General features: G+C 65.9%; 25 protein-coding genes. 10 read left to right on the plus strand and 15 right to left on the minus strand.

All coding sequences use genetic code 11. From position 1 onward, the window contains the following. Positions 1-224 precede the first annotated feature (224 nt). The 9 genes from scpB to FG94_RS24230 all read left to right on the plus strand — a co-directional run bounded on the left by scpB (position 225) and on the right by FG94_RS24230 (position 12,613). On the plus strand, positions 225-971 hold the full coding sequence (gene scpB / locus FG94_RS24190; protein WP_036217034.1) for an SMC-Scp complex subunit ScpB: 747 nt from the start codon (positions 225-227) through the stop codon (positions 969-971). After that, positions 958-2,919: a 23S rRNA pseudouridine(2605) synthase RluB gene (gene rluB, locus FG94_RS24195; RefSeq protein ID WP_036217036.1), complete on the plus strand. Its 1,962-nt coding sequence runs from the start codon at positions 958-960 to the stop codon at positions 2,917-2,919. Before scpB ends, rluB begins: the two co-directional genes overlap by 14 nt. 353 nt (positions 2,920-3,272) lie before the next feature. Beyond that, positions 3,273-3,761, plus strand: a complete 489-nt coding sequence (gene rimP / locus FG94_RS24200) for a ribosome maturation factor RimP (protein WP_036217039.1) — start codon at positions 3,273-3,275, stop codon at positions 3,759-3,761. Continuing rightward, a complete protein-coding gene (gene nusA, locus FG94_RS24205) occupies positions 3,758-5,323 on the plus strand; it encodes a transcription termination factor NusA (RefSeq protein WP_036217042.1) in 1,566 nt (521 codons plus the stop codon). The genes rimP and nusA overlap by 4 nt, the downstream gene beginning before the upstream one ends. A 46-nt stretch (positions 5,324-5,369) precedes the next feature. After that, the gene (gene infB / locus FG94_RS24210; RefSeq protein WP_036217044.1) at positions 5,370-8,225 is read left to right on the plus strand and encodes a translation initiation factor IF-2; all 2,856 of its coding nucleotides are present in this window, start codon (positions 5,370-5,372) and stop codon (positions 8,223-8,225) included. Between the two features lie 111 nt (positions 8,226-8,336). Then, positions 8,337-8,744, plus strand: a complete 408-nt coding sequence (gene rbfA, locus FG94_RS24215) for a 30S ribosome-binding factor RbfA (protein ID WP_036217047.1) — start codon at positions 8,337-8,339, stop codon at positions 8,742-8,744. Next, complete coding sequence (truB, locus tag FG94_RS24220) at positions 8,741-9,658, plus strand: tRNA pseudouridine(55) synthase TruB (RefSeq protein WP_036217050.1); 918 nt, start codon at positions 8,741-8,743, stop codon at positions 9,656-9,658. Before rbfA ends, truB begins: the two co-directional genes overlap by 4 nt. Before the next feature lie 221 nt (positions 9,659-9,879). Then, a complete protein-coding gene (gene typA, locus FG94_RS24225; RefSeq protein WP_036217052.1) occupies positions 9,880-11,718 on the plus strand; it encodes a translational GTPase TypA in 1,839 nt (612 codons plus the stop codon). Positions 11,719-12,085: 367 nt separating this feature from the next. Then, a complete protein-coding gene (locus FG94_RS24230) occupies positions 12,086-12,613 on the plus strand; it encodes a porin family protein (RefSeq protein ID WP_036217055.1) in 528 nt (175 codons plus the stop codon). Between the two features lie 78 nt (positions 12,614-12,691). Here FG94_RS24230 and FG94_RS24235 read toward each other — a convergent pair whose 3' ends face one another. The 12 genes from FG94_RS24235 to flgB form a co-directional block, all read right to left on the minus strand. After that, positions 12,692-13,705 carry a hypothetical protein gene (locus tag FG94_RS24235; protein WP_036217058.1) on the minus strand — a complete coding sequence of 338 codons (1,014 nt, stop codon included), beginning with the start codon at positions 13,703-13,705 and terminating at the stop codon, positions 12,692-12,694. 14 nt (positions 13,706-13,719) lie between these two features. Next, positions 13,720-14,631: a flagellar hook-associated protein FlgL gene (flgL, locus tag FG94_RS24240; protein ID WP_036217060.1), complete on the minus strand. Its 912-nt coding sequence runs from the start codon at positions 14,629-14,631 to the stop codon at positions 13,720-13,722. A 10-nt stretch (positions 14,632-14,641) separates the two neighbouring features. Further along, positions 14,642-16,039: a flagellar hook-associated protein FlgK gene (flgK, locus tag FG94_RS24245; protein ID WP_036217063.1), complete on the minus strand. Its 1,398-nt coding sequence runs from the start codon at positions 16,037-16,039 to the stop codon at positions 14,642-14,644. Between the two features lie 88 nt (positions 16,040-16,127). Next, positions 16,128-16,469, minus strand: coding sequence for a rod-binding protein (locus tag FG94_RS24250; RefSeq protein WP_036217065.1), 342 nt, complete (start codon positions 16,467-16,469; stop codon positions 16,128-16,130). Further along, positions 16,469-17,560 carry a flagellar basal body P-ring protein FlgI gene (locus tag FG94_RS24255; protein ID WP_036217067.1) on the minus strand — a complete coding sequence of 364 codons (1,092 nt, stop codon included), beginning with the start codon at positions 17,558-17,560 and terminating at the stop codon, positions 16,469-16,471. Before FG94_RS24255 ends, FG94_RS24250 begins: the two co-directional genes overlap by 1 nt. A 46-nt stretch (positions 17,561-17,606) precedes the next feature. Continuing rightward, entirely contained in the window at positions 17,607-18,272 is a 666-nt protein-coding gene (gene flgH, locus FG94_RS24260; RefSeq protein WP_036217069.1) for a flagellar basal body L-ring protein FlgH, read from the minus strand. Positions 18,273-18,275: 3 nt separating this feature from the next. After that, positions 18,276-19,061 (minus strand): flagellar basal-body rod protein FlgG, encoded by a 786-nt coding sequence (gene flgG, locus FG94_RS24265; RefSeq protein WP_200880030.1) that lies wholly within the window; start codon positions 19,059-19,061, stop codon positions 18,276-18,278. Between the two features lie 30 nt (positions 19,062-19,091). Next, on the minus strand, positions 19,092-19,820 hold the full coding sequence (locus tag FG94_RS24270) for a flagellar basal body rod protein FlgF (RefSeq protein ID WP_036217074.1): 729 nt from the start codon (positions 19,818-19,820) through the stop codon (positions 19,092-19,094). A gap of 3 nt (positions 19,821-19,823) precedes the next feature. Continuing rightward, positions 19,824-21,014 carry a flagellar hook protein FlgE gene (locus tag FG94_RS24275; protein WP_036217077.1) on the minus strand — a complete coding sequence of 397 codons (1,191 nt, stop codon included), beginning with the start codon at positions 21,012-21,014 and terminating at the stop codon, positions 19,824-19,826. Positions 21,015-21,025: 11 nt separating this feature from the next. Next, the gene (locus FG94_RS24280) at positions 21,026-21,724 is read right to left on the minus strand and encodes a flagellar hook capping FlgD N-terminal domain-containing protein (protein ID WP_036217080.1); all 699 of its coding nucleotides are present in this window, start codon (positions 21,722-21,724) and stop codon (positions 21,026-21,028) included. A 5-nt stretch (positions 21,725-21,729) separates the two neighbouring features. Further along, the gene (flgC, locus tag FG94_RS24285; RefSeq protein WP_036217083.1) at positions 21,730-22,134 is read right to left on the minus strand and encodes a flagellar basal body rod protein FlgC; all 405 of its coding nucleotides are present in this window, start codon (positions 22,132-22,134) and stop codon (positions 21,730-21,732) included. 26 nt (positions 22,135-22,160) lie between these two features. Further along, a complete protein-coding gene (gene flgB / locus FG94_RS24290; RefSeq protein WP_036217085.1) occupies positions 22,161-22,520 on the minus strand; it encodes a flagellar basal body rod protein FlgB in 360 nt (119 codons plus the stop codon). 207 nt (positions 22,521-22,727) lie between these two features. Between flgB and flgA the strand changes: the two genes are divergently transcribed. Then, a complete protein-coding gene (gene flgA / locus FG94_RS24295; protein ID WP_229446057.1) occupies positions 22,728-23,309 on the plus strand; it encodes a flagellar basal body P-ring formation chaperone FlgA in 582 nt (193 codons plus the stop codon). Here the strand turns inward: flgA and FG94_RS24300 are convergent. From FG94_RS24300 to flgM, 3 genes are read right to left on the minus strand one after another with little or no spacing between them, the layout of a single operon-like run. Beyond that, complete coding sequence (locus FG94_RS24300; protein ID WP_036217088.1) at positions 23,306-24,064, minus strand: glycoside hydrolase family 73 protein; 759 nt, start codon at positions 24,062-24,064, stop codon at positions 23,306-23,308. The two genes, flgA and FG94_RS24300, sit on opposite strands and share 4 nt — an antisense overlap. Beyond that, a complete protein-coding gene (gene flgN / locus FG94_RS24305) occupies positions 24,051-24,479 on the minus strand; it encodes a flagellar export chaperone FlgN (RefSeq protein ID WP_036217091.1) in 429 nt (142 codons plus the stop codon). The genes FG94_RS24300 and flgN overlap by 14 nt, the downstream gene beginning before the upstream one ends. Then, on the minus strand, positions 24,476-24,763 hold the full coding sequence (gene flgM, locus FG94_RS24310) for a flagellar biosynthesis anti-sigma factor FlgM (RefSeq protein ID WP_036217094.1): 288 nt from the start codon (positions 24,761-24,763) through the stop codon (positions 24,476-24,478). The genes flgN and flgM overlap by 4 nt, the downstream gene beginning before the upstream one ends. Between the last annotated feature and the right edge of the window lies 1 nt (position 24,764).

Here is a 24,764-nt window from a genome sequence, read left to right on the forward strand (position 1 = left end):
TCCCCTGAAAGACCAACGTTGATCGCCCGCCTGGCACGCGGGCAGCAGTGACCGGCGCCAAGCCGGTCGCTTAGTCAGCCCGGCGCATTTTCGGCCCGGGCCCCACGGATTCCAGAGTATTGCGCGCATCACCTTCGCACCGCGGCCGGTCTCGGCCCCGCGGCTGGCATCCGTTAAACCAGTTTTGTTTGATGTGTGCATTCGAAGCGTGACGACACCGCGATATGAATACTGACGAGGCCAAGCGCGTTCTCGAGACCGCCTTGCTGTGCGCGCGCGAGCCGATGACGATCCACGGCATGAAGAAGCTCTTCGCCGAGGTCGACGCGGGCGGCCGCCAGCTCGGCGCCGGTGTCGGTAGCGACACGATCAAGATTCTGCTGGAAGAATTGCGCCAGGACTGGCAGGGGCGCGGCATCGAGATCGTCAGCCTGGCCTCCGGCTGGCGCTTCCAGAGCCGGCCCGAGATGAAGCCTTACCTCGACCGCCTGACGCCCGAGAAGCCGCCGAAATATTCGCGCGCGACGCTGGAGACGCTGGCGATCATCGCCTACCGCCAGCCGGTCACGCGCGGCGACATCGAGGAAATCCGCGGCGTCGCCGTGAACTCGCAGACCATCAAGCTGCTGGAAGACCGCGGCTGGATCGACGTGGTCGGCCACCGCGAAGTGGTGGGGCGCCCGGCGCTGCTGGGCACCACCAAGGCTTTCCTCGACGACCTTGGCCTCGCCTCGCTGTCGCAACTGCCGCCGCTGCAGGCGGTCAGCGAAGGACCGGACAGCCGCAGCCTCGAAGCGCTGGAAGCGGCACTGAACGACAATTTTGACAGGGCGGACGCTGCGGCGGACGCCACCGAGACAGACACCGAAGCGGACGCCACGTCCGTCGAAGTCCCCATTCTTGACCAGGAGACGGCGGCAGCCGCTGGGCCGGGTCAGCACAATAAAGATACGAACGATGAACCCAACTGAACCGAACGAAAAGCCCGTCGAGGCCGAAGGCACGCCCGCCGCCAAACCCAAGCGCACCCGCAAGGCCGCGGCTGCTGCCGCGACCGACGCTGCGCCCGTGACCGAGACCGAACAGCCGGCCGCCGCCGCGAAGCCGAAGCGTACCCGCAAGCCCGCCGCGGCGCCTGCCGATGCGCCGGCGGAAGCGCCGGGCGCAGGCTCGGCCGCAGCCGTAGCCGAAGCGGCCGAGAAGCCGGCCGCCAAGCCGCGCAAGCCGCGCGCCGCCAAGGTGGCCGCTGAAGCGGCGCCCGCTGCCGCTGCGGAAACGCCGGCCGCCGCCCCGGCGCCGGAAGCAGCGCCGGCAGTCTCCGATGGCGAGCAGCGCAAGCCGCGCGGGCCGCGCCAGATGCGCGAAAAGCGCCAGGAGCGCGAGGCGCGCCAGCACGAACAGGCCGCCGCCGCCGCTGCCTCGGCTCCCGAGGCAGCGGCGGTCGACGCCGCGCCTGCCGAAGCTGCGCCGCAGACGCCGGCCGACGGCCAGCGCGAAGGGCGCGGCCGCAACCAGAAGGGGCGCGGCCAGCAAAACCAGCGTGGCCAGGCAGGCCAGGCAGGCCAGCAAGGCGCCCAGCCGGCCGCCAGGCAGCAGGGCAAGCAAGGCAAGCAGCAGGGCAAGCCGCAACAGAAACAGCAGCAAGGCAAGGGCGGCAAGGCCAACGATGCCGATGCCGTGTTCTCCTTCGTCACGTCAAGCGACTTCGACGCCAACGAAGGCGGCCGCGGCAAGGCGCAGGCCAAGCCGGTGCGCCGCGACCTGACCGCCGACGACGACGCGCCCAAGCTGCACAAGGTGCTGGCCGAGGCCGGCCTGGGTTCGCGCCGCGACATGGAAGAGCTGATCGTCGCCGGTCGCGTGTCGGTGAATGGCGAGCCGGCCCACATCGGCCAGCGCATCCTGCCGACCGACGCGGTGCGCATCAACGGCAAGCTGATCCAGCGTAAGGTCAACAACAACAAGCCGCCGCGCGTGCTGGTGTACCACAAGCCGGCCGGCGAGATCGTCAGCCACGACGATCCGGAAGGCCGTCCGTCGGTGTTCGACCGCCTGCCTAACATGAAGACCGGCAAGTGGCTGGCCGTGGGCCGCCTCGACTTCAATACCGAGGGCCTGCTGCTGTTCACGACCTCGGGCGACCTGGCCAACCGCCTGATGCACCCGCGTTACAACATCGACCGCGAATACGCGGTGCGCACCCTGGGCGAGCTGGAAGAAGGCATGCGCCAGAAGCTGCTCGCCGGCGTCGAGCTGGACGACGGCGTGGCCTCGTTCTCGAAGGTCCAGGACGGCGGCGGCGAAGGCATCAACAAGTGGTACCGCGTGGTCATCGGCGAAGGCCGCAACCGCGAGGTGCGCCGCATGTTCGAGGCGGTCGGCCTGACCGTCTCGCGCCTGATCCGTACCCGCTACGGCGCCATGACCCTGCCGACCGGCCTGAAGCGCGGCCGCTGGGAAGAGCTGCAGGAAAACGACGTGCGCGCCCTGATGGCCGCCTTCGGCGTCGAGAAGAAGGGTGGCGAAGCGCCGAAGGGCAAGGGCGGCGCCAAGGGCCAGGGGCGCGACGACGCGCGCCGTTCCGACGGCAACCGCATCGACCGTGCCGACGCCAACCGCAATGTGGATCCGTTCGGCCCGCCGGTGGTGCGTGCCGGTGTCCCGCGCCAGCAGGGTCCGGGCGGTTTCGCCGGCGGACGCCCGCAAGGGCAGGGCGCGAAGGGCGGCGGCCAGGGCGGCAAGGGCCGTGGCGGCAACAATGCCGGCTCCTTCGGCGGCGGCAAGACCAGCAACCGTCCGAAGCAGCCGGATCCGCTGCAGACCACCTTCGGCTTTGCCGGCACCGGCGGCGGACGCCGTGGCAGCCAGGGCCCGCGCGGTTCGGAGCACGGCTTGCCCCGCCGCGGCCGCCGCGGCTAAAAGCTGGTTGGCCCGGCAGCGCGAACATCCGCTTGAAAATCCCGGTTTTGGGCCCAATATCGGATAAATTCTCGCTCCGCCGGGCACGCAATGCTGCAATGCCGTAGAATGCAGCCCATGCCCCGATATGGCCATCCTGCCAACTGTTGCTTTTCTCGCTAGCCCGCGGCCATTTTTGCCCCGGCGATTGCGAGAGAGGCGGGAAAGCTGTATAATTTGCAGCCTAATCAAAGTTCTTCCCAGTATTTTCTTGGTGCAAGTGCTTTCATCTGGTTGGGTAGTGAATACAAAAAGATGGGCAGATGCCCATTTTTTTTTTGGTAAATCGTTTAGTAAAGCCTCGGAGAAGCGCCGTGCAGCAGTTTGAACTCATCTCGAAAACAGTCAGTGGCCTCGGCTACGAACTCGTGGACGTCGAACGGGGCGAGCGCGGGATCCTGCGCGTGTATATCGATTTCCCCGCTGATGTCGTGGAAGAGAAGGGGCCGATCACGGTCGAGGACTGCGCCACGGTCAGCCACCAGTTGTCGCACGTGCTCACCGTCGAGAATGTGGATTACGAACGGCTTGAGATATCGTCGCCGGGCCTCGATCGCCCGGTGCGGACCCTGGCCGACTTTGCGCGCTTTGCCGGACACGAATGCACGGTGAAACTGCGCGTCGCCATGCCGGGCACCGCGAACCGGAAGACCTTCACCGGTATCCTGCGCGGCGTCGAAGGCGACAAGGTCGGTCTGGAATTTGAAAATAAAGATGGCGCAGCGTTGTTGGAATTTACGCTAGCCGAATTGGACAAGGCACGCTTGGTGCCACAGGTGGATTTTAGGAGTCGCAAAGCATGAGTCGCGAAATTTTATTGCTGGTGGATGCGCTTGCGCGCGAAAAGAACGTCGATAAGGAAGTGGTTTTCGGGGCGCTCGAGTTCGCGCTCGCGCAAGCCACGAAAAAACGCTATGAAGGCGAGGTCGACATTCGCGTGAGCATCGATCGCGACTCCGGCGAATTCGAGACCTTCCGCCGCTGGCACGTCGTTCCCGACGAGGCCGGCCTGCAGCTGCCCGACCAGGAAATCCTGCACTTCGAAGCCAAGGAACAGATTCCCGACATCGAAGTGGACGAATACATCGAAGACCCGATCGAATCGGTCGAGTTCGGCCGCCGCTTCGCCCAGGACACCAAGCAGGTCGTGCTGCAGCGCGTGCGCGATGCCGAGCGCGAGCAGATCCTGCAGGACTTCCTCGAGCGCGGCGATTCGCTCGTCACCGGCACCATCAAGCGCATGGAGCGCGGCGATGCCATCGTGGAATCGGGCAAGATCGAAGCGCGCCTGCCGCGCGACCAGATGATCCCGAAGGAAAACCTGCGCATCGGCGACCGCGTCCGCGCCTACATCCTGCGCGTGGACCGCAACATGCGCGGCCCGCAGGTGATCCTGTCGCGCACCGCGCCGGAATTCATCATGAAGCTGTTCGAGCTGGAAGTGCCGGAAATCGAACAGGGCCTGCTGCAGATCAAATCGGCTGCCCGTGACGCCGGCGTGCGCGCCAAGATCGCGGTGTTCACCGCCGACAAGCGCATCGACCCGATCGGCACCTGCGTCGGCATGCGCGGTTCGCGCGTGCAGGCCGTGACCGGCGAGCTGGGCGGCGAGCGCGTGGACATCGTGCTGTGGTCGGACGATCCGGCCCAGTTCGTGATTGGCGCCCTGGCCCCGGCCAACGTCTCCTCGATCATGGTCGACGAAGACAAGCACGCCATGGACGTGGTGGTCGACGAAGAGAACCTGGCGATCGCGATCGGCCGTTCGGGCCAGAACGTGCGCCTGGCGTCCGAGCTGACCGGCTGGAAGATCAACATCATGACGGCCGAGGAATCGGCCAACAAGGTGGCCCAGGAAACCGCTGCGATCCGTGCGCTGTTCATGGAAAAGCTGGACGTCGACCAGGAAGTGGCCGACATCCTGGTGGATGAAGGCTTCTCGAGCCTTGAAGAAATTGCGTACGTCCCTATTTCCGAAATGCTGGAAATCGAGTCGTTCGACGAAGATACCGTCAACGAACTGCGCACCCGCGCCCGTGACGCGCTGGTGACTGAAGCGATCGCTTCCGAAGAAGGCCTCGAAGGGATGGAAGAAGCCCTCGTGAACCTGGAAGGCATGGACCGCACCACCGCCGGCAAGCTCGGCCTGGCTGGGATCAAGACGGTCGAAGCATTCGCGGCACTTGCCTACGACGAATTCGGCGCCATCCTGGCGCTGCCGTCGGACCGTGCCCGCGACCTGATCAAGAATGAATTTAGTGATGTGACCGACGAAGAGATGAAGCTGGTCGACAGCAAATACGATGACCGCGCCAAGGCGCTGCAGGCGAAGGCCTGGAGCCTGGCAGAAACGGCCAAGGCGTAATTTGCAAATCTTTATCATCTCAGCGACACATAGAAAAGAGGACTGAATGGCGAGTAACAACGTAGCCCAATTTGCCACCGAACTGAAGATGCCCGCAGACCTGCTGCTGACACAGCTGCGCTCGGCCGGCGTCGAAAAAAGTTCGACGTCAGATCCCTTGTCGAAAGATGATAAGGACAAGCTGCTGAACCATCTTCGCCGTACCCACGGTGCGACCGAAACCGGCGAGAAGAAGAAGATCACGGTGACCCGCAAGGAGACCACCGAGATCAAGCAGGCTGACGCCAGTGGCAAGTCGCGTACCATCCAGGTCGAAGTCCGCAAGAAGCGTACCTTCGTGCAGCGCGACGACCTGGTCACCCCGAAAGCCGCCGAAGCCGCCGCCCCGGTGGTCGATGCAGCCGAGCAGGCGCGCCGCGACGAAGACGCGCGCCGCCAGGCCGAGCTGATCGCCCGCCAGGAAGCGGACCTGCGTGAAAAGCAGGAACGCCTGGCCAAGCTCGAAGCGGAAGAGGCCGCCCAGGCCAAGGCCGCTGAAGAGCAGGCCAAGCGTGACGCGGCCGAGAAGGCCAAGCGCGAAGCCGCCGAGGCTGCCGCTGCCGCGAAGGCCGCCGCGAGCGCTCCTGCGCCTGCGACCCCGGTCTCGGCCGCCGCCGAAGAAGCTGCCCAGGCCGCTGCCGCCGAGGCCAAGAAGCGTGCCGAGGAAGCCGCCAAGGAAGCCGCCGAGCGTGCTGCCGCCACCGAGCGCGCACGCAAGGCCGTGGCCGACGAAGTGGCCCAGATCAAGCTCATGATGAGCCAGCCGCGCCGCGTCATCAAGGCGCCGGAACCTGCACCGAAGCCGGCTGCTCCCGCAGCACCGGCCGGCACCCTGCACAAGCCTGCCGCATCGGCCGACAAGAAGCCGGGTGACGCCAAGCCGGGCGACAAGAAGCCGGGCGACAAGAAGTCGATCAAGTCGGCCAATGTCTCCTCGACCTGGTCGGACGACGCCAAGAAGCGCGGCGCACCGAGCGGCGGCAAGGGCCGCGGCGGTCCTGGCGCGGGTACCGGCCGTGACGGCTGGCGCGCAGGCGGCCGCAGCGGTGGCCGTCGTTCGCACAGCGACGACCGTGAAAGCAACTTCCAGGCGCCGACCGAGGCGATCGTCAAGGACGTCCACGTGCCGGAAACCATCACCGTGGCCGAACTGGCCCACAAGATGTCGGTGAAGGCCTCGGAAGTCATCAAGCAGCTGATGAAGCTGGGCCAGATGTGCACCATCAACCAGGTGCTGGACCAGGAAACCGCGATGATCCTGGTGGAAGAGATGGGCCACAAGGCCTTCCCGGCCGCCGTGGACGATCCGGAAGCGCTGCTGGCCGACCAGGGCGAGCACGCCGAGTTCGAGGCCAAGCCGCGTGCGCCGGTCGTGACCGTCATGGGCCACGTCGACCACGGCAAGACCTCGCTGCTGGACTACATCCGCCGCGCCAAGGTCGCTGCGGGCGAAGCCGGCGGCATTACCCAGCACATCGGTGCATACCACGTGGACACCCCGCGCGGCATGGTCACCTTCCTGGATACCCCGGGTCACGAGGCGTTCACCGCCATGCGTGCCCGCGGTGCGAAAGCGACCGACATCGTCATCCTGGTGGTGGCGGCGGATGACGGCGTGATGCCGCAGACCAAGGAAGCGATTGCCCACGCCAAAGCTGCCGGCGTGCCGCTGGTGGTGGCGATCAACAAGATCGACAAGCCGGGCGCCAACGCCGACCGCGTCACCCAGGAGCTGGTGGCCGAAGGCGTGGTGCCGGAAGAGTACGGCGGCGAATCGCCGTTCGTGCCGGTTTCCGCGAAGATCGGTACCGGTATCGACGACCTGCTGGAACAGGTGCTGCTGCAGGCCGAGGTGCTGGAACTGACCGCCCCGACCGAAGCTCCGGCGCGTGGCCTGGTGGTCGAGGCGCGCCTCGACAAGGGCCGCGGTCCGGTTGCAACGATCCTGGTGCAGTCGGGCACCCTGAAGCGCGGCGACGTCGTGCTGGCGGGTTCCTCGTTCGGCCGCGTCCGTGCGATGCTCGACGAGAACGGCAAGTCGGTGACCGAAGCCGGTCCCTCGATCCCGGTCGAGATCCAGGGCCTGACCGAAGTGCCGAGCGCCGGTGAAGAAGCGATGGTGATGGCCGACGAGCGCAAGGCGCGCGAAATCGCGCTGTTCCGTCAAGGCAAGTTCCGCGACGTCAAACTGGCGAAGCAGCAGGCCGCCAAGCTGGAGAACATGTTCGACCAGATGGCCGAAGGCGAAGTCAAGAACCTGCCGCTCATCGTCAAGACCGACGTGCAGGGTTCGCAGGAAGCGCTGGTCGGTTCGCTGCAGAAGCTGTCGACCTCGGAAGTGCGCGTGCAGATCGTCCATGCGGCGGTCGGCGGCATCACCGAGTCGGACGTCAACCTGGCGACCGCGTCGAAGGCAGTCATCATCGGCTTCAACGCCCGCGCAGATGCCCAGGCGCGCAAGCTGGCCGAAGCCAACGGCGTCGACATCCGTTACTACAGCATCATTTACGATGCGATCGACGAGATCAAGACGGCACTGTCGGGCATGCTGGCGCCGGAGAAGCGCGAGACCATCACCGGCCAGGTGGAAATCCGCCAGGTCATCCTGGTGTCGAAGGTCGGCGCGATCGCGGGCTGCCTGGTCACCGATGGCGTGGTCAAGCGTACCTCCTCGGTCCGCCTGCTGCGCAACAACATCGTCGTGTGGACCGGCGAGATCGACTCGCTCAAGCGCTTCAAGGACGACGCGAAGGAAGTCCGCGCCGGTCTCGAGTGCGGCCTGTCGCTGAAGAACATGAACGACATCCAGGTCGGCGACGTCCTGGAAGTGTTCGAAGTCACTGAAGTGGCGCGTACGCTGTAATTTCGACATTGGGCGTACCATGAGGGCCAGGACGCTTCGCGGCGATGCCGCGAGGGGCCTGGCCCTTGTTTTTTGGCCCGACATTCACAAGAACAACATTGCAGTAAGATCATGGCAAAATACAGCAAAAGCATCCCCCAGCGCGGCCTGCGCGTCGCCGACCAGATCCAGAAAGACCTGTCGGAACTGATCGCCTTCGAACTCAAGGACCCGCGTGTCGGCATGGTCACCATCAGCGAAGTCAAGCTGACCCCGGACTACGCCCACGCCAAGGTCTACTTCACCCTGCTGAAGGACAGCCCGGAAGAAGTAAAGCAGACCCTGGAAGGCCTGTCGAAAGCCGCCGGCTACCTGCGTAACCTGCTCGGCAAGCGCCTGCACATCCACACGCTGCCGCAGCTGCACTTCGTGCACGACACCTCGACCACCCGCGGCCTCGCCATGTCGGCCCTGATCGACCAGGCCAACGCGACCCGCGCCGCCGATTTCGGCCAGGACGAAGATTCGGACAGCGAGTGAGCCGCCCCCCGAAAAAGCCGCGCGACCTCGTCGACGGCGTCCTCCTGCTCGACAAGCCGGTCGGCCTGTCCTCGAACGACGCCCTGATGAAGGCCAAGCGCGTCTTCAATGCCAAGAAGGCCGGCCATACCGGCACCCTGGACCCGTTCGCCACCGGCCTGCTGCCGCTGTGCTTCGGCGAAGCGACCAAGTTCTCGCAAGACCTGCTGGAAGCCGACAAGACCTATGAGGCGGTGGTTCACCTGGGCATCATGACCACCACCGGCGACACCGAAGGGGAGCTCATCGAGCAGCGCGAGGTCGACGTGACGCGCGAGCAGGTCGAAGCCGCGCTGGCGCGCTTTCGCGGTCCCATCTTCCAGGTCCCGCCCATGTATTCCGCGCTCAAGCGCGACGGCAAGGCGCTGTACGAGTACGCGCGCGAAGGCATCACGCTCGAGCGCGAAGCGCGGCCCGTGACCATCCACGCCTTGTCCCTGGTCGAGTATACGGCGCCGCTCCTGAAGATCCTGGTTACCTGCAGCAAGGGCACCTATGTGCGCGTGCTGGGCGAGGATATCGGCGCCGCGCTCGGCTGCGGCGCGCACCTGAACGCGCTGCGCCGGGTGCAGGTGGGGGCGCTCTCCACCGAGCGCATGATCACGCTGGAAGACCTGCAGGCGCACGCCGATCCGCTTTCGCTGCTGGCCCCGGTCGATGCGCTGCTGTCGAGCTTCCCGTCGGTCGAACTCACGGCGGAGCTGGCGAAGCGCTTCCTGAACGGCCAGCGCCTGGCGCTGGGCAAGGAACCGGTAAACGTCCCGAGCGAGCTGGGCCGGGTGCGGGTCTACCATGAGGGGAAGTTGCTCGGTACCGCGCACCTGCAGGAATATGCGATCCTGGCGCCCGAGCGCCTGATCGCGGCGCAGCAGTAAGCGCCCGCTTACCGTTGCTGGCGCGCTACGGCGCGCCGGCGGCTCCCAAGCGTCATCCTCCCGCAATGAATTGGCGCTAGTATCAACGCTAGTTTTCGTCGAAATTCCCGCTCGCTGCAGCGCAGCAAGCCACATAGCGTGCTATAGTAGCGGGCTACGGTAAACGGTAATGATCATCGCCGCCTCCGACCATCACGCAACATTCACTGTTGAAAACACACATGTCAGACACCAAACGCGCGATTCGTAATATCGCAATCATCGCCCACGTTGACCACGGCAAGACCACCCTGGTGGACCAGCTGCTGCGCCAATCCGGCACCTTCCGTGAAAACCAGGCGGTGGACACCCGCGTGATGGACTCCGGCGACATCGAAAAAGAACGCGGTATCACGATTCTCTCGAAGAACTGCGCGGTCGAGTACGAAGGCACCCACATCAACATCGTCGACACCCCGGGCCACGCCGACTTCGGCGGCGAGGTCGAGCGCGTGCTGTCGATGGTGGACTCGGTGCTGCTGCTGGTCGATGCCCAGGAAGGCCCGATGCCGCAGACCCGCTTCGTGACCCGCAAGGCGCTGGCCCTGGGCCTCAAGCCGATCGTCGTGGTCAACAAGGTCGACCGTCCGGGCGCACGTCCTGACTGGGCGATCAACCAGACCTTCGAACTGTTCGACAAGCTCGGCGCCACCGACGAGCAGCTGGACTTCCCGATCGTCTACGCCTCGGGCCTGAACGGCTACGCCGGCCTGGACGAGAGCGTGCGCAGCGGCGACATGAAGCCGCTGTTCGATGCCATCCTGAAATACGTGCCGGTGCGTGACGACAATCCGGACGGCCCGCTGCAGATGCAGATCACCTCGCTGGACTACTCCTCGTACGTCGGCAAGATCGGCATCGGCCGCATCAACCGCGGCCGCATCAAGCCGGGCATGGACGTGCTGGTGCTGAACGGCCAGGACGACAAGAACCCGGTCAAGGGCCGCATTAACCAGGTGCTGAACTTCAAGGGCCTGGAGCGCGTGCAGGTCGAAGAAGCCATGGCCGGCGACATCGTCCTGATCAACGGTATCGAAGACATCGGCATCGGCGTGACCGTGACCGCCGTCGATACCCCGGAAGCGCTGCCGATGCTGACCGTCGACGAGCCGACCCTGACCATGAACTTCATGGTCAACACCTCGCCGCTGGCCGGCCGCGAAGGCAAGTTCGTCACCAGCCGCCAGCTGCGCGACCGCCTCGAGCGCGAACTGAAGTCGAACGTGGCGCTGCGCGTGCTGCCGACCGACGACGACACGATCTTCGAAGTCTCGGGCCGTGGCGAACTGCACCTGACCATTCTGCTGGAAAACATGCGCCGCGAAGGCTTTGAGCTCGCGGTGTCGCGTCCGCGCGTGGTCTTCAAGGAAATCGACGGCGTCAAGTGCGAGCCGTACGAAAACCTGACCGTCGACGTGGAAGAAGTGAACCAGGGCGGCGTGATGGAAGAGCTGGGCCGCCGCCGTGGCGACCTGCAGAACATGGAATCGGACGGCAAGGGCCGTGTCCGCCTCGAGTACCTGATCCCGGCCCGTGGCCTGATCGGTTTCCAGGGCGAGTTCATGACCCTGACCCGCGGTACCGGCCTGATGAGCCACGTGTTCCACGAATACGCGCCGGTCGACACCAGCAAGGGCGACCTCGCCGGCCGCCGCAACGGCGTGCTGATCTCGCAGGATGACGGCGCCGCCGTCGCCTACGCGATCTGGAAGCTGCAGGACCGCGGCCGCATGTTCGTCGAGCACAACACCCCGGTGTACGAAGGCATGATCATCGGCATCCACTCGCGCGACAACGACCTGGTCGTCAACCCGATCAAGGGCAAGCAGCTGACCAACGTGCGTTCGTCGGGTACCGACGAAGCCGTGCGCCTGGTGCCGCCGATCCAGATGTCGCTGGAATACGCCGTCGAGTTCATCGAAGACGACGAACTGGTCGAGATCACCCCGAAGTCGATCCGTCTGCGCAAGCGTTTCCTGAAGGAACACGAGCGCAAGAAGGCGAGCCGCGAAGGCGCGTAATCGGCCTCTAGGCTGCTCCAAGAGAACCCGCTGCTTGCAGCGGGTTTTTTTATTCTTCAGCCTGGGGTCAGGTCTGACATTCGGACACGGACTGAGCAGTACAAACACGGCATGCTTGAGTTCGTGTCCAGATGTCAGACCTGACCCTGAGGTGGAATTAATATTTTCGCATGCTTCCGCGCCCGGCTGACTTCACGGCATCGTCCGTCATCTGGCGCACATAAGTGCGGATCTGGTCTCAATTTTGCATCTTGTTACAGTTCTTACCAGGTTTGCACTGGGCTCAGCCGGCCGGGTTTGCTATTGTGTCTACAACGCGATTCATTGTGAATTGCGAGCCAGATGAAGATTATTGAAGGGAGTTCGCATGAAAAAGCTGATGATTGCACTGATCGCCACCGCCGCCGTTGCCGGTACCGCCCAGGCCCAGACCAATGCCGGGCGCGGCTATGTCGGCGCCAGCGCCGTGACTGCCAAGAACAGCACCGTTGACGCGCACAAGGCCGACGGCAAGTTGTTCGCCGGCTACCAGTTCGACGAGCGCATGGGTGTCGAGGCGGGTTGGACCAACCACCACAAGACCGACTTCGCCAATGGCGGCGTGCGCGGCAACACCGAAGGCTACGGCACCTATGTCGCCGCCAAGTACACCATGCCGGTGAACGAGCAGGTGTCGGCCTACGGCAAGCTGGGCATCTCGCACAGCGAGCGCAAGCTGAACACCAACGTGGGCAACTTCAAGCAGGATGACACCAGCGGCTACGCCGGCGTCGGCGTGGAGTACAAGCTGAACCAGAACACGGCACTGGTGGCGGAATATGAGCGTTACGGCAAGTCCAAGGACTTCGGCGCCCGCGCCAACGTCTGGAGCGCCGGCCTGAAGTACGGCTTCTAAACGCTTTTAACAGCACGCAAGCAGTAAAAAAGCCCTCCGGCGCCTGGCGCCGGAGGGCTTTTTCATGATCGGGACCGATCAGCGCAGTCCGAGCAGCGCTTGTACCCGTTCGCGGCTCACGCCGACCAGGGCCGAGGTGATCGCCAGCAGCGACTGGTAATCGTGGCTGGCCGCGGTGGCCGCGAAGTCACCGCTGATGGCCGCCAGCTCCGCTTCCGGGATGGCTGCTTGTTCGACACGCGCCATGGCCGCACTCAGTGCGGCGCTGGCTGCTTCCTGCGAACGGCGCACCCGCGCCAGGGCCTGTACCACTTCGCGCAGGCTCTGGCGCAGCGCGTCCGGGTTGCCGACATTCCACTGTTCCGGCGCGAGGCCGGCCGGGTCTTCGGCCACGTCGACACGGCCGCGGCCCGAGATCGCGATCGCATCCTTCATGCCGACCCACTCGGATTCCGGTGCGCTGAACACCAGCTGCTGTTGCCTGTCCAGCGAGACGCGGACTTTCACCGGCGACAGGGTGCGGTCGAGGCGGGCGGCGATCTCTTCCGGCGTCATGCCGGGCTCGATGGTGGCAGTCAGCTGCGGGCCACCGGCGCTGCCCACCGAGAAGGCATAGGTTTGCTGGCCGGCCGACTGCAGCGAGGCGAGGTCGAAGCCGCGGATCCGGAAGCGCGTCATGGCGGGCTGGCCGTCGCTGAAATCCAGCTGGGCGTCGACGCCGCCGCCGGACTGCTTGCGGCGCGACTCCAGCGCCGTGGCGAGCTGCTGGGACCGCGCTTCGATCTGGCGCGCCGGATCGCCGCGGCCGGAGATCTTGGCGCTAAGGTCGGCCTTCAGGGCCTCGAGCTGGGAGGCGACGCGCGCCAGGTAGTCGAGTGCCTGCTGGGCCCGGGCAACGTCGCCCTGCGTGCGCGTATCCCACCTGAGGCCGCGCTGGAGCGGGGCAGCGGCAGGGGGCGGGGTAACGACACGGCTGTCCGGGTCGGCAGGCTTGATCGCATTGGCGCGCGCCGCCGCGGCGGTCGAGGCGGCGGCAACGGAATTGTTGATCGGCGAGTTGGCCGGGTTGGCCGGACGGAGGGCAGCTTCCATGCTGGATTATCGTATTACAACATCGAGAACAGGGACAGGGTGCCGATGCGGCTGTAGGCCTTGTAGGTGGCCTGCAGGGCAGTCGAATAGGCGTTGAGCGAGGTGGCCGCTTCGCCGACGTCGAGCGTGCCGATGTCGGTGATCGCCATCTTGTTCGACAGGCTGATGTTGGCGTGGTTGGCGTCCAGCGTCTTCATGATGTTCTGCGCACCGCCCAGGGTGGCCACCTTGCTGCTCAGCAGGTTGAGGGCGCCGTCGAAGCCGTCCAGGGTGCTGCTCAGGGTCGCACGCAGCGCCGGGTCGTTGGCCGAGGCGGTCGGCGCTTTCAGGCCGACGATCGCCTGGTCAAGGCGGTTCAGCAGCTGTTCGATGCCTTGCAGGTTCTGGTTGGCCGGCTGGGTGATGCCGTTGCCGACCACGACCTGTTGCGAATTCGTGTTGCCGACGTAGGTGTAGCGCGAACCGAGCGGGGCAGCCGGATCGTAGGCGATCGGCGCGGTCCTGGTCAGGGTGCCCGAAAAATTGTAGTTGCCTTCCTGGTCGATCGAGTTGGCGCCATAGAACAGGCTTTCGCGCAGCGATTCGAGCGGGGACACCATGGCGTTCAGGTCTTGCGGCGCATTGCTGCCATCGGAAGCCCAGACCAGCAGATCGCGTCCCGGAATGAGCTCGTCCGCCATGTTCTGCAGGATGCCCTCGGTCTTGGTCATGCGAATCTTGATCGAAGCAATGTTGTCGCGGTACTGCTGCACCGTCGCTTCTTCGCGCGCCAGGCGTGCCAGGCGTACGCTGTCGACCGGGTCGTCCGACGGCACCATGATGCGCTTGTTGGATGCCAGCTGCTGCGTCAGGTGGGTGATGCGCTCCTGGTTGTTCTGGAGCGACTGGTTCATCGTCGATTGGTACTGGGAGGTAGCGATACGCATGGTGGTTCCTTTAGCCCATCATCGCCAGCGTGGCGTCGAAGAGCTGGTTGGCGATGGCAATGACTTTCATGTTCGCCTGGTACATGTTCTGGTATTCGACGAGGTTGACCGCTTCCTCATCCTGGTTCACGCCGCTGGTTGACTGCCAGTCGTCCACCGACTGGGTGCGCACGGTCTGGGTGGTCTTCAGCGCAGCCTTGTTGAGCTGGCTGTCGACGCCGAGCTTGCCGACCAGCTGGGCGTCGGCATCGCTCAGCAGCACGCTGCCGATGCTGGTCACCGAGATCGACTGGCTCTTGATGGCGACCAGTTTCTGCAGGTTGCCGGTGTCGCCCGGATTGCCGTCGGCGGAGAAGGCGAGGTCGGCCGCCTCGAGGGTGCCGACGACCTTCAGCATGTCGGCGCCGCCGCCCGGGGTGAACACGAACAGGGCTTCGCCCGGCGTGGCCGTCAGTGGCGGGCCGGCGACGCCGTCGGCCTTGTAGCCGAGCACGAGCTGGGCATTGACTTTGCTGGCGATCTGGCTCGCCATGTCGCCGATGCCGGTTTGCAGCGGCACCAGCTTTTCGGTTTCGTATTTCGCCAGGCCGCCCAGCTGGCCGCCGAGCTTGCCGGCGTCGAGGACGTAGGTGGTGCCGGCGAAGCTCAGCGAGAATTCCTGTGGCGAGGTGGCGGTCGGCGCCGCCTTCAGGCTGCCGTGCATGCTGCCCAGCACCAGGGCCTGGCCGGTTTTCAGCGAGATGTCGCGGGTGCCGTCGCCGTTGTCCGAAACTTCCAGCGCCATCTTGCTGGCCAGCTCGTCGATGGCCTGGTCGCGCGCGTCGATCAGGCTGGACGAGCTCAGGCCGCCGGCCTGCGCTTCGCTGATCTGCTGGTTCAGGCGCGCGATGGTGGCGATCTGGGCGTTGGCCGAATCGACGATTGCGCTGCGCTGGTTGCGCACCGACTGCAGCTGGGCGTTGAAGACGTTGTTCAGGCCGTTGAAACGTTCCGCCATCAGGGCGGCCGAGGTCAGCACCTGCTGGCGCAGCGGGGTCGAACCGGGGTCGCCGGCCACCGCGTTGAGCGCGCCGAAGAACTGGTCGATGCCGGCCGACAGGCTGGCGGTCTCGTCGCCCATCACGTTTTCGAGCTGGCTCAGGTAGGGCTGGGTCTGCGAATAGGCGCCGAGGTCGGCGGCGGCGCGCCACATGGCCTGGCTCTTGTAGTTGTCCGAGAAGCGCAGCAGGGAAGACACCTGCACGCCGTTGCCCGGCGAGCGCGGGTTGGCGTCCGGACCGACCGCGCCGAGCAGGGCGGCCTGGCGGGTATAGCCCTTGGTCTGCAGGTTGGCAATATTGTGGCTGCTGGTGGTCAGCGCGACCTGGGCGGCAAGCGCGCCGGACAGGGCATTGTTGATGATGGCCATGGTGCGGATTCTTCCTCGAGCGGGGTACACCTGATCAAGGCGACCGTTTATTGCATCTTATTAAGCCCTGCGCGTAAAGCTTTGCGCATCAGGCCTTGTTGCCGGGTTTGGCGCCGGGGACGAGCTGGCGCAGGATGGCGTCGGCGATGCCGAAGGCGCGGTTGCCGGCCATGTTCCCGGCCAGCAGGTCGTCGGCCATGTCCTGCATGTCCTGATTGACGCGGTTGTTGAACACGCTGTCCTCGGCGGCCATGGCGCGGGTCGAGGAACGCATTTCCTTCAGCATGTGCGAGATGAAGAAGCGTTCGAACTCGACGGCAGCCTTGGTGGCTTTCGCCACATAGACGGGGTCGGGCTGGTCGGCGGCGGCGACGACCGGGGCCTCGGCGCCCGCCTGCAGGGGCAGCGGCTGGTGTTGTTCGATCTTCATCAGATCACCACCAGTTCGCCTTCGATCGCGCCGGCCTGGTCGAGGGCCTGCAGGATCGCCATGATGTCGTCGGGCGACGCGCCCAGGCTGTTGACCACGTCGATGATGCTCTGCAGCCTGGCGCCGGCCGGCCAGCGGAACATCTGGCCCGAGCCCTGGTCCACCGACAGCTTCGATTCCGGCGTCACCGCGGTCTGGCCGCGCGAGAACGGACCCGGCTGCGAGACGCGCGAGCTTTCCGAAATGATCACCTTGAGCGAACCGTGGGTGACGGCGGCCGCTTTTACCCGCAGGCCGTCGGCGATGACCACGGTGCCGGTGCGCGAGTTGAACACCACTTTCGGGATCTCGACGCCGGCTTCGACCGGCAGGTTGTTGAGCCTGGCCATGAAGGCCACGCGCTCGGTCGGATTGGTGGGCGCGACCACTTCGACGCTGGTGCCGTCGGCGGTGGTGGCGATCGGGCCGTATTTGGCGTTGATCGCGTTGACCACGTTGGTGGCGGTCTCGAAGTGCGGCTGGCGCAGGCGCAGCATCACTTGCGGCCGGGTGGCGAAATCGGTGGCGATCTCGCGCTCGATCATGGCGCCGTTCGGGATGCGGCCGGTGGTCGGAGTATTCACCGTTACCGAGGAACCGCTTTTGCCCGTGGCATTCAGGCCGCCGACCACCAGGTTGCCCTGGGCCAGCGCATAGACTTCGTTGTCGGCCGCGCGTAGCTGGGTGAGCAGCAGGGTGCCGCCGCGCAGGCTCTTGGCGTCGCCCAGCGAGGACACCGTGACGTCGATCGCCTGGCCGCGGCGGTAGCCGGGCGGGAACACCGCCGACACCATGACGGCGGCGACGTTCTTGTTGCGCGCGTCCTCGCCTTCCGGCAGGCGCACGCCGAACTGCTTGAGCATGTTGACCACCGACTGGCTGGCGTACTTGACCTGGGTCGAGTCGCCGCTGCCGTTCAGGCCGACCACCAGGCCGTAGCCGACCAGCGGGTTCTCACGCACGCCTTCGACGCTGACCAGGTTGCGCAGCGCCTGCGCCGCGTTGGCGGCGCCGGGCAGGGCGGCTGCGCCGAGTACGGTGGCGCATAACATGATTCGAAAACCACGGGCAAGGCTAAAATTTTGAATCATGTCGTCCTCAGAACGGCATCAAGGGGCTGTTGAAGAAACGGGTCAGCCAGCCCGGCTGGTTGGCATCGGCCAGTGCGCCCTTGCCGGAATAGGCGATGCGGGCGTTGGCCACGCGCAGCGAGGAGACCTGGTTGTCGTTGTCGATGTCCTGGGCGCGGATGAAGCCTTTCAGGCGCACGAACTCCTCGCCCTGGTTCAGCGTCAAATTCTTCTCGCCGGCCACGCGCAACAGTCCGTTCGGCAGCACTTCCTGCACGATCACGGTCAGCGCGCCGGACAGGGCGTTCTGCTGGGTGCTGGTGGCGTTGCCCTGGAATTCACGCTCGGCCGACAGGTCGATCGCGGTCTTGCCGAAGGTCTTGCCCAGCGCCGCGATCGGCGGCACGCCGACCGAGGATTCCTTCGAGAAGCTGGTGCCGGCGCGCTTGCTGGCCTGGGTGGTTTCTTGCAGGATCACCGTGACCGCGTCGCCCACGCGGTAGGCGCGGCTGTCCGAGGTCAGCGACACGGCTTCACCCGTGAACACGCCGCCCGAGACGCCGCGCGTGCTTGTTCTTGCCATCGGCACGAAATCGTCGTCGTCGTTCATGGCCTGGCGCGGCGGCGCGGAGGCGCAGCCGGTCAGCAGACTTGTCAACAGCGTGGCGCACAGCGCCGCGGTAAGGAGTTTCATTATTTAGCGTGCAGCCTGTGCGAGGTACTGGAGCATGTTGTCGGCGGCCGACAGCACCTTGGTGTTCATCTCGTAGGTACGCTGGGCGGCGATCATGTCGACCATCTCTTCGACCACCTGCACGTTCGAGCCTTCCAGCGCGCCCTGTTTCAGCTTGCCGAAGGCGCCGTCGCCCGGACGGCCTTCGTTGGCGGTGCCCGAGGCGCCGGTTTCCTGGAACAGGTTCTCGCCCAGTGCCAGCAGGCCGGCCGGGTTGACGAAGCTGGTCAGGGTCAGCTGGCCCAGTTCCTGCGGCGCGGTGGAGCCGGCAACGGTGGCCGAGACCATGCCGTTTTCGCCGATGGTGATGGCGGTGGCGTTCTGCGGCACGGTGATCTGCGGCACCAGCGGCAAGCCCTGGGCATTGGTCAGGGTGCCGTTGGCATCGACCTGCAGCTGGCCGGCGCGGGTGAAGGCCGGTTCGCCGTTCGGGCGGCGCACCTGCAGGAAGCCGGCGCCGTTGATGGCCACGTCCAGCGGCTGGCTGGTGGTCTGCATGCTGCCGTTGGTGAAGACCTTCTGGGTGCCGACGATGCGGGTGCCGTTGCCGAGCTGGACGCCGTTGGAGACGGTGTTGTCCGCGCTCTGGGCGCCCGGCTGGGCGTCGACCTGGTAGAACAGGTCTTCGAACACGACGCGGTCGCGCTTGAAGCCGACGGTGTTCACGTTGGCCAGGTTGTTGGCGATCGCCTGCAGCTTGGCATCCTGTGCCTGCACGCCGGTCTTGCTGATCCACATTGCTGGATTCATGACTACTCCTTAGATTGGGTGTGGCGGTGCTTATGCGCCGATCAGGCGGTTGCCCACTTCGTTCATGCTGTCGCTGGCCTTGAACAGTTTCATCTGCATCTCGAAGCTGCGGTTCAGGCTCATCACGGCGACCATCTCTTCCACCGCCGACACGTTGCTGCCCTCGAGGGCGCGGCCGCGCACGGTGACGTTCGGGTCCGCTTCGAGCGGATCGCCGGCGCGCGACACGATGAGACCCGCTTCGTTCTTGGTCAGTTCCGCGCCTTCGGCATTCACTAGGCGCAGCTTGTCGATCGCCTGCATCAGGGTGGCGCCCTCGGTCAGCACCGAGATCGTGCCGTCGGTGCCGATCTCGACCGCCTGGTGCGGCGGCAGCACGATCGGGCCGCCTTCGCCCATCAGGGGGTGGCCGTTGACCGACAGATTGCCCTCGGCGTCGATGTCGATCGCGCCGGCGCGGGTATAGGCTTCGCCCTCGCCGTACTGGACCGCCAGGTAGCCGTTACCGTTGATGGCGACGTCGAGCGGGCGGCCGGTTTCGCGCACCGCGCCGGCGCGGGTCGAGATGGTGTCGGCATCGACCTTCGACAGGTGCATGCTGTCGTAGCCGTAGCCCTTCTGCATCGCCTGGGTCGCGGCCACTTCGAGATTGGCGCGGAAGCCCGCGGTCTCGATGTTGGCCAGGTTGTTGGCGCGCACCTGCTGCGCACGCAGGGTGCGCTCGGCGCCGCTGACGGCAGTGAAGATCAGCTTGTCCATGGATTAGAGTGCCTGCATCAGGGCCTGCATCATCTGGTTCTCGGCGGTGATCACCTTCGAGTTGGCCTGGTAGTTGCGCTGCGAGGTCATCAGGCCGACCAGTTCCGAGGTGATGTCCACGTTCGAGCCTTCCAGGGTGCCCTTGGACAGCTTGCCGGCCAGGCCGATGCCCGGGGTGCTGTACAGCGGCGCGCCGGAGCCGTTGTTGGCGGCCCAGCTGGTGTCGCTGGTCTGGACCAGGCTGCCTTCGTCCGGGAAGGTGGCGATCGCCAGGGTGCCGACGACCTGCTGCTGTTCGTTGCTGTACTTGGCCACGATCGAACCGTCTTCTGCCAGTTCCACGCCCACGAAGCTGCCGGAGGCATAACCGTCGCTGCGGTTGGTGGTGGTGGTGGCTTCGCCGGCGAACTGGGTGGTGCCGGTGTAGTCGACGGTGAAGCTCAGGGGGCTGGCGCCCGGCGCCGGCACGGTCAGGGGCACGCTCCTGGTGGCCGGCGGCAGGTTGCCGTTGGTATCGAAGGTCAGGCGGGTCGTGGTCGTGATCGGCGCGGCGCCGTCGAAGGCGTAGCGGACGGTGACGGTGTTGTCCGGGGTCGCGGCCTTGATGAAGTACTGCGACACGGTGTGCTGGTTGCCGAGCGAATCGAACAGCACCGATTGCTTGACCATGTTGTAGCTGGTCGCGTCGGCCGGGTCGAAGGTGGCGGTGGTCGGCACTTTCCAGTCCGACGACAGGTTGCCCACGTAGGCGACGCCGGTGCTGGCCTTGGCCGCGATCTGGCCGGTCGGGATCTTGATGTCGCCCATCATGCCGAGCACGCCGCCCACGCTCGGGCCATAGCCCTGCACGTTGCGGCCGGCGGCGTCGACCAGGTAGCCGTCCTTGTTGGCGTTGAAGATGCCGACGCGGGTGTACTGCATCACGCCCTGGGCGTCGCGGCTGGTGAAGAAGCCGCGGCCCTGGATCGCGGCGTCGAGGCCGCGGCCGGTGGTCTGCAGGCTGCCGTTCTGGCTGATGTTCTGGGTCAGCGAACCGATCTCGACGCCGTTCGCCTGCTCGCCGGCATACACCGAGGCGAAGTTGGCGCGGCTGCTCTTGAAGCCGTAGGTGCCGGCGTTGGCGATGTTGTTCGAAACGGCTTCCAGCTGCTCGTTGATGGCCTGGATGCCGGACAGTGCGATGTTGAAGCTCATGGAGTTTCCTTTCAGTGTTCGGTAGAGGCGAGGGCAGCGGTGGCCTTGCCGTTGAAGCCGGTGACGGCGAAGGGTTCGACTTCGCCGATCCCGGCGACCTGCAGCAGGATGCCGCCGGCGGCCGACATGCGCACGCTGTCGAGGCGGCCCGTGACTTCGACCGCGGGTTTGGTGCCGTCCGATGCCTCGGCACTGATGCTGTAGTTGCCCGGCGCCAGGCCGAGCTTGGCCGGGTCGATCGAGAAGGGCAGGCTGCCGGCGCCATGCGCGGGCAGGCTGACGCGGGTCTGCTTGCCGTCGACGGCGGTCAGGACCAGGTTCGTGACGCTGCTGGCCCCACCCAGCTGGATGCTGCCCGAGACCTTGTCGCCGTCCAGGCGCACGCGGCTGGTCTCGACCGAGACTTCGCTGCCGACCTGGGCGCCCATGGCCAGCACCTGCAGGCTTTGCAGCACGCTGGCGCTGGCGCTGGTGGTCTGGGCCAGCTGCTGCAGCGCTTCGGTCTGCGACAGCTGCGAGAGCTGGTTGACGAACTGGCTCGGGTCCGAAGGCGCGAGCGGGTCCTGGTTGCGGATCTGGGCGACCAGCAGCTTGGTGAACATGTCCTTGTTCTCGCTGGTGGTCACGCCGGTTGCGATCTTGCCGCTGGCCGGCGTGGTCGATGCCGGGAAGCCGAAGGAGTTATTAGTGCCGGTGGTGGTGGTGGTCATCGCGCTCAGCCTTCGCCCATCTTCAGCAGCGAAGCCTGCATGCTCTTGATGCGGCCCATGACCTCGACGTTGGTCTCGAAGGCACGCGAAGCGGCCATCATGTCGGCCATCTCGGCGACTTCGTTGACGTTGGCGTAGTAGACCATGCCGTCGGCGTCGGCCACCGGATTGTCCGGCTCGTACATCTTGCGCAGCGGCTCGCTCGACTGGACCACGTCCAGCACCTGCACGCGGGCGCCGCCGTCCTCGCCCATGAGGGAGGCGAACACCGGCTTGCGCGCGCGGTAGCCTTCGGTTTCCGAGCCCGACACGGCATTGGCGTTGGCCAGGTTGCTGGCGATCGTGTTCATGCGCACGGTCTGGGCCGCCATGGCCGAACCGGCGATATTGGAGATGTCCTTGAAACCCATGTTAGCTGTCCTCTTGCTGGCCCGATTCACTGACCGTTGATGGCTTTGGCCAGGCCCTTCAACTTCATGTTGATGAAGGTGAGGCTGGTCTGGAAGTCGGAAGCGTTCTGCGAGAACGCGGCCTGCTCGACGCCGATCTCGACGGTATTGCCGTCGGCGCTCGGGTGGTAGGGCACGCGGTACAGCGGACCGTCGGAGGACAGGGTCGGCTCGCCCGCCTCGGCATCGATCTGCTCCTGCAGGCTTGATGCGAAGTCGATGTCGCGCGCGGTGTAACCCGGCGTGCTCTCGTTGGCGATATTGGCCGCGAGCACGCGGGTGCGTTCGGCGCGCACCTGCAGCGCGTCGGCATGCACGCCGAGGGCTTCCTTGAAATTAATCGTCATGGCGATCCTCTGTCGGTTTTATTTCCGCTTGTTTCGGTAAAATGAATTTTTTACGGCCTCTATTTAACAATGATTGCTTTCCGTACGGCAACCTTCGGCATTGTAACCTGTCTTTTGTGCGCCACAGTCGACGCCGCGCAAGCTATTTCTTTAGCAGTAGAGCAAGAGGCGCGTGTACAAATTGACAAACAACTGCTCAGCAGCGGCTTGTCAGAACCGCAAGTCGAGCTCAATGTCGTCAGTGCCCGACCAGCTCCGCCCTGCAGTGCCCCGGTCGAGATCGAGGCCGTCGACACCCGCCAGTACAGCCGCATGCGCTTCGTGGCGCGCTGCCCGGATCCGAAAGGCTGGCGCCACGATTTCATCGTGCGCGCCCGCGTCAGCGCCCAGGTCGCCGTCACCGCGATGCCGCTCAGGGCCGGCGAAGTGCTGGGCATTGACCACGTCACGCTCGAGCGCCGCGACGTCACCCTGATCGGCGACGCCATCGGCGCCCTTGACGCCGCCATGGGCCAGACCAGCCGCCGCAGCCTGCGCGCCGGCGAAGTGCTGCGCGCCAATCAGCTGGTGGCGCCCCAGGTGGTCAAGCGCGGCGACCAGGTCTTGATGGTGGCGCGTCACGAAGGCATCGAAGTGAGCATGGCGGGCGAGGCGCTGGACGCCGGCGCGCAGGGCGCCGTGGTCCGGGTGCGCAACACGGCCAGCGGCCAGGTGCTGCGCATGCGCGTGGCCGGCGCCGGCACCGTCGAACCGGTCGATATGGCCCCCGGTATCAGCCGAAAGCCTTAACCCCCACTGTTCTGTAGTTTGGTAGCCAGGCGTTCCAGCTTGGCCGCATAGGCGGGATCGGTCGCATAGCCGCCGCGCGCCAGGCCCTGGGCAAAGGCGCGCGCGTCGCCGCCGACGCCCAGCGCTCCCTTGTAGCGCGGGTTATCGATCAGCATCTGGGCATAGTCGCGGAAGGCGGCGCCCGCATCCGGGTAGGAGCGGAAGCGCTCGCGCGTCCTGATCGCCGCGCCGGCTACGTATTCGGTGGTGGCCGATTCGTTCACGGCGCCCTGCCAGCCGCCGCCGGCCTTGATGCCGAACAGGTTGTGGCTCGACTCGCCGTTGCTTTTCCTTAGCGGACGCTGGCCCCAGCCCGATTCCAGCGCGGCATGGGCCGACACCAGTTCCGGCGCCACGCCCAACTGCTGCGCGGCCTGCTGGGCCCAGGGCGCGATACTTTCCAGGAAGGCCCGCTGCTCCGGCGTGCCGGCGGCATTCGTGGAGTCCACGCCGTCGGGGCCGTCGACGGCGGTTTCGCCTCCCATCAAGCCGGCCGCACGGGCGCGCCAGATGGCGCCTTCGGCATTCAGGCTGGCCGCGCCGCCCGCTTCGCTGGCGTCGCCGTGCTGGATATAGGCGGCGACTTCTCCCTGTACTTCACTGAACATGCGACCGAAGCCGGCGTCGCTGCCGCCATCCATGCCCGCGGTCGGACGGGTGGCGGCGGTCGCCGCGGTCGGCTGCATCGACGGCATCGAGAAATCAGCGTGGCGCATAGGTGTCGTCCTCGCCGTGCAGCACGCGCTGCATCACGCTGTATTGTTCCGCCAGCAGGCCGCCGTTGCGGGTGGTGGCTGCCTTGCAGGCCTGCACGGTGCTTTCCAGGTTGGCCCAGGCCGCGGCCAGCGCGCCTTGCGCGGGTTGCGCCAGGCCGGCGATGAAGTCCGCCATGCTCGCGCCTTCGCCCAGCAGGGCGCGCACCAGCGACACGCGCTGCTGGCGCCGCGCTTCCATGGCGTCGAGCAGGGGCGTGAGCTGTTCGGCGAGGAGATTGAGCTCGCTGCTGCGGTGCCGCAGCGCGGCCTCGAACTGGCGTTCCAGCAGGGACAGCACTTCGGCGCTGTCGCGCACGTCGGCCTGCACGCCGTCGGCAAGCAGCAGGTTGGCCTGCTGGCGAGTCATCCTGCTCATCCGCGGCCTCCGCCATGGAAGCGCTGGATCAGGCCGGCCAGGCGGCCCGGATCGAAGGGCAGCTCGCCCTTGGCCAGGGCGTCGCGCAGCTCGGCCACGCGGGCGGCGTCGAAATCGGGCATCGCGCGCAGGGCCTCGGCGGCCGGCTGCAGCACCTCGGATTGGAGGGCAGGGGCGGCGGCGCGTGCGCTCGCCGCCGCGGCCGGCGCCTCGGCAGGCGCCGCGACCGTGATGGGCTGGGCGCCGATGTTCACGGTGGAGGTGATCGTGCCGGAGATTTTCATG

Source organism: Massilia sp. LC238 (assembly GCF_000735635.1).
GTDB lineage: Bacteria > Pseudomonadota > Gammaproteobacteria > Burkholderiales > Burkholderiaceae_D > Telluria > Telluria varians.

Excerpts from the sequence above, each read along its gene's own strand:
- FG94_RS24255 (WP_036217067.1), bottom strand. The coding sequence starts at position 17,560 with ATGTTATGCGCCACCGTACTCGGCGCAGCCGCCCTGCCCGGCGCCGCC.
- flgL (WP_036217060.1), bottom strand. The coding sequence starts at position 14,631 with ATGCGTATCGCTACCTCCCAGTACCAATCGACGATGAACCAGTCGCTC.
- flgB (WP_036217085.1), bottom strand. The coding sequence starts at position 22,520 with ATGACGATTAATTTCAAGGAAGCCCTCGGCGTGCATGCCGACGCGCTG.
- scpB (WP_036217034.1), top strand. The coding sequence starts at position 225 with ATGAATACTGACGAGGCCAAGCGCGTTCTCGAGACCGCCTTGCTGTGC.
- FG94_RS24230 (WP_036217055.1), top strand. The coding sequence starts at position 12,086 with ATGAAAAAGCTGATGATTGCACTGATCGCCACCGCCGCCGTTGCCGGT.
- FG94_RS24235 (WP_036217058.1), bottom strand. The coding sequence starts at position 13,705 with ATGGAAGCTGCCCTCCGTCCGGCCAACCCGGCCAACTCGCCGATCAAC.
- flgC (WP_036217083.1), bottom strand. The coding sequence starts at position 22,134 with ATGGGTTTCAAGGACATCTCCAATATCGCCGGTTCGGCCATGGCGGCC.
- typA (WP_036217052.1), top strand. The coding sequence starts at position 9,880 with ATGTCAGACACCAAACGCGCGATTCGTAATATCGCAATCATCGCCCAC.
- flgN (WP_036217091.1), bottom strand. The coding sequence starts at position 24,479 with ATGAGCAGGATGACTCGCCAGCAGGCCAACCTGCTGCTTGCCGACGGC.
- rbfA (WP_036217047.1), top strand. The coding sequence starts at position 8,337 with ATGGCAAAATACAGCAAAAGCATCCCCCAGCGCGGCCTGCGCGTCGCC.
- flgK (WP_036217063.1), bottom strand. The coding sequence starts at position 16,039 with ATGGCCATCATCAACAATGCCCTGTCCGGCGCGCTTGCCGCCCAGGTC.
- rluB (WP_036217036.1), top strand. The coding sequence starts at position 958 with ATGAACCCAACTGAACCGAACGAAAAGCCCGTCGAGGCCGAAGGCACG.
- FG94_RS24300 (WP_036217088.1), bottom strand. The coding sequence starts at position 24,064 with ATGCGCCACGCTGATTTCTCGATGCCGTCGATGCAGCCGACCGCGGCG.
- flgG (WP_200880030.1), bottom strand. The coding sequence starts at position 19,061 with ATGAATCCAGCAATGTGGATCAGCAAGACCGGCGTGCAGGCACAGGAT.
- FG94_RS24280 (WP_036217080.1), bottom strand. The coding sequence starts at position 21,724 with ATGACCACCACCACCACCGGCACTAATAACTCCTTCGGCTTCCCGGCA.
- FG94_RS24250 (WP_036217065.1), bottom strand. The coding sequence starts at position 16,469 with ATGAAGATCGAACAACACCAGCCGCTGCCCCTGCAGGCGGGCGCCGAG.
- FG94_RS24275 (WP_036217077.1), bottom strand. The coding sequence starts at position 21,014 with ATGAGCTTCAACATCGCACTGTCCGGCATCCAGGCCATCAACGAGCAG.
- FG94_RS24270 (WP_036217074.1), bottom strand. The coding sequence starts at position 19,820 with ATGGACAAGCTGATCTTCACTGCCGTCAGCGGCGCCGAGCGCACCCTG.
- nusA (WP_036217042.1), top strand. The coding sequence starts at position 3,758 with ATGAGTCGCGAAATTTTATTGCTGGTGGATGCGCTTGCGCGCGAAAAG.
- infB (WP_036217044.1), top strand. The coding sequence starts at position 5,370 with ATGGCGAGTAACAACGTAGCCCAATTTGCCACCGAACTGAAGATGCCC.
- flgM (WP_036217094.1), bottom strand. The coding sequence starts at position 24,763 with ATGAAAATCTCCGGCACGATCACCTCCACCGTGAACATCGGCGCCCAG.
- flgH (WP_036217069.1), bottom strand. The coding sequence starts at position 18,272 with ATGAAACTCCTTACCGCGGCGCTGTGCGCCACGCTGTTGACAAGTCTG.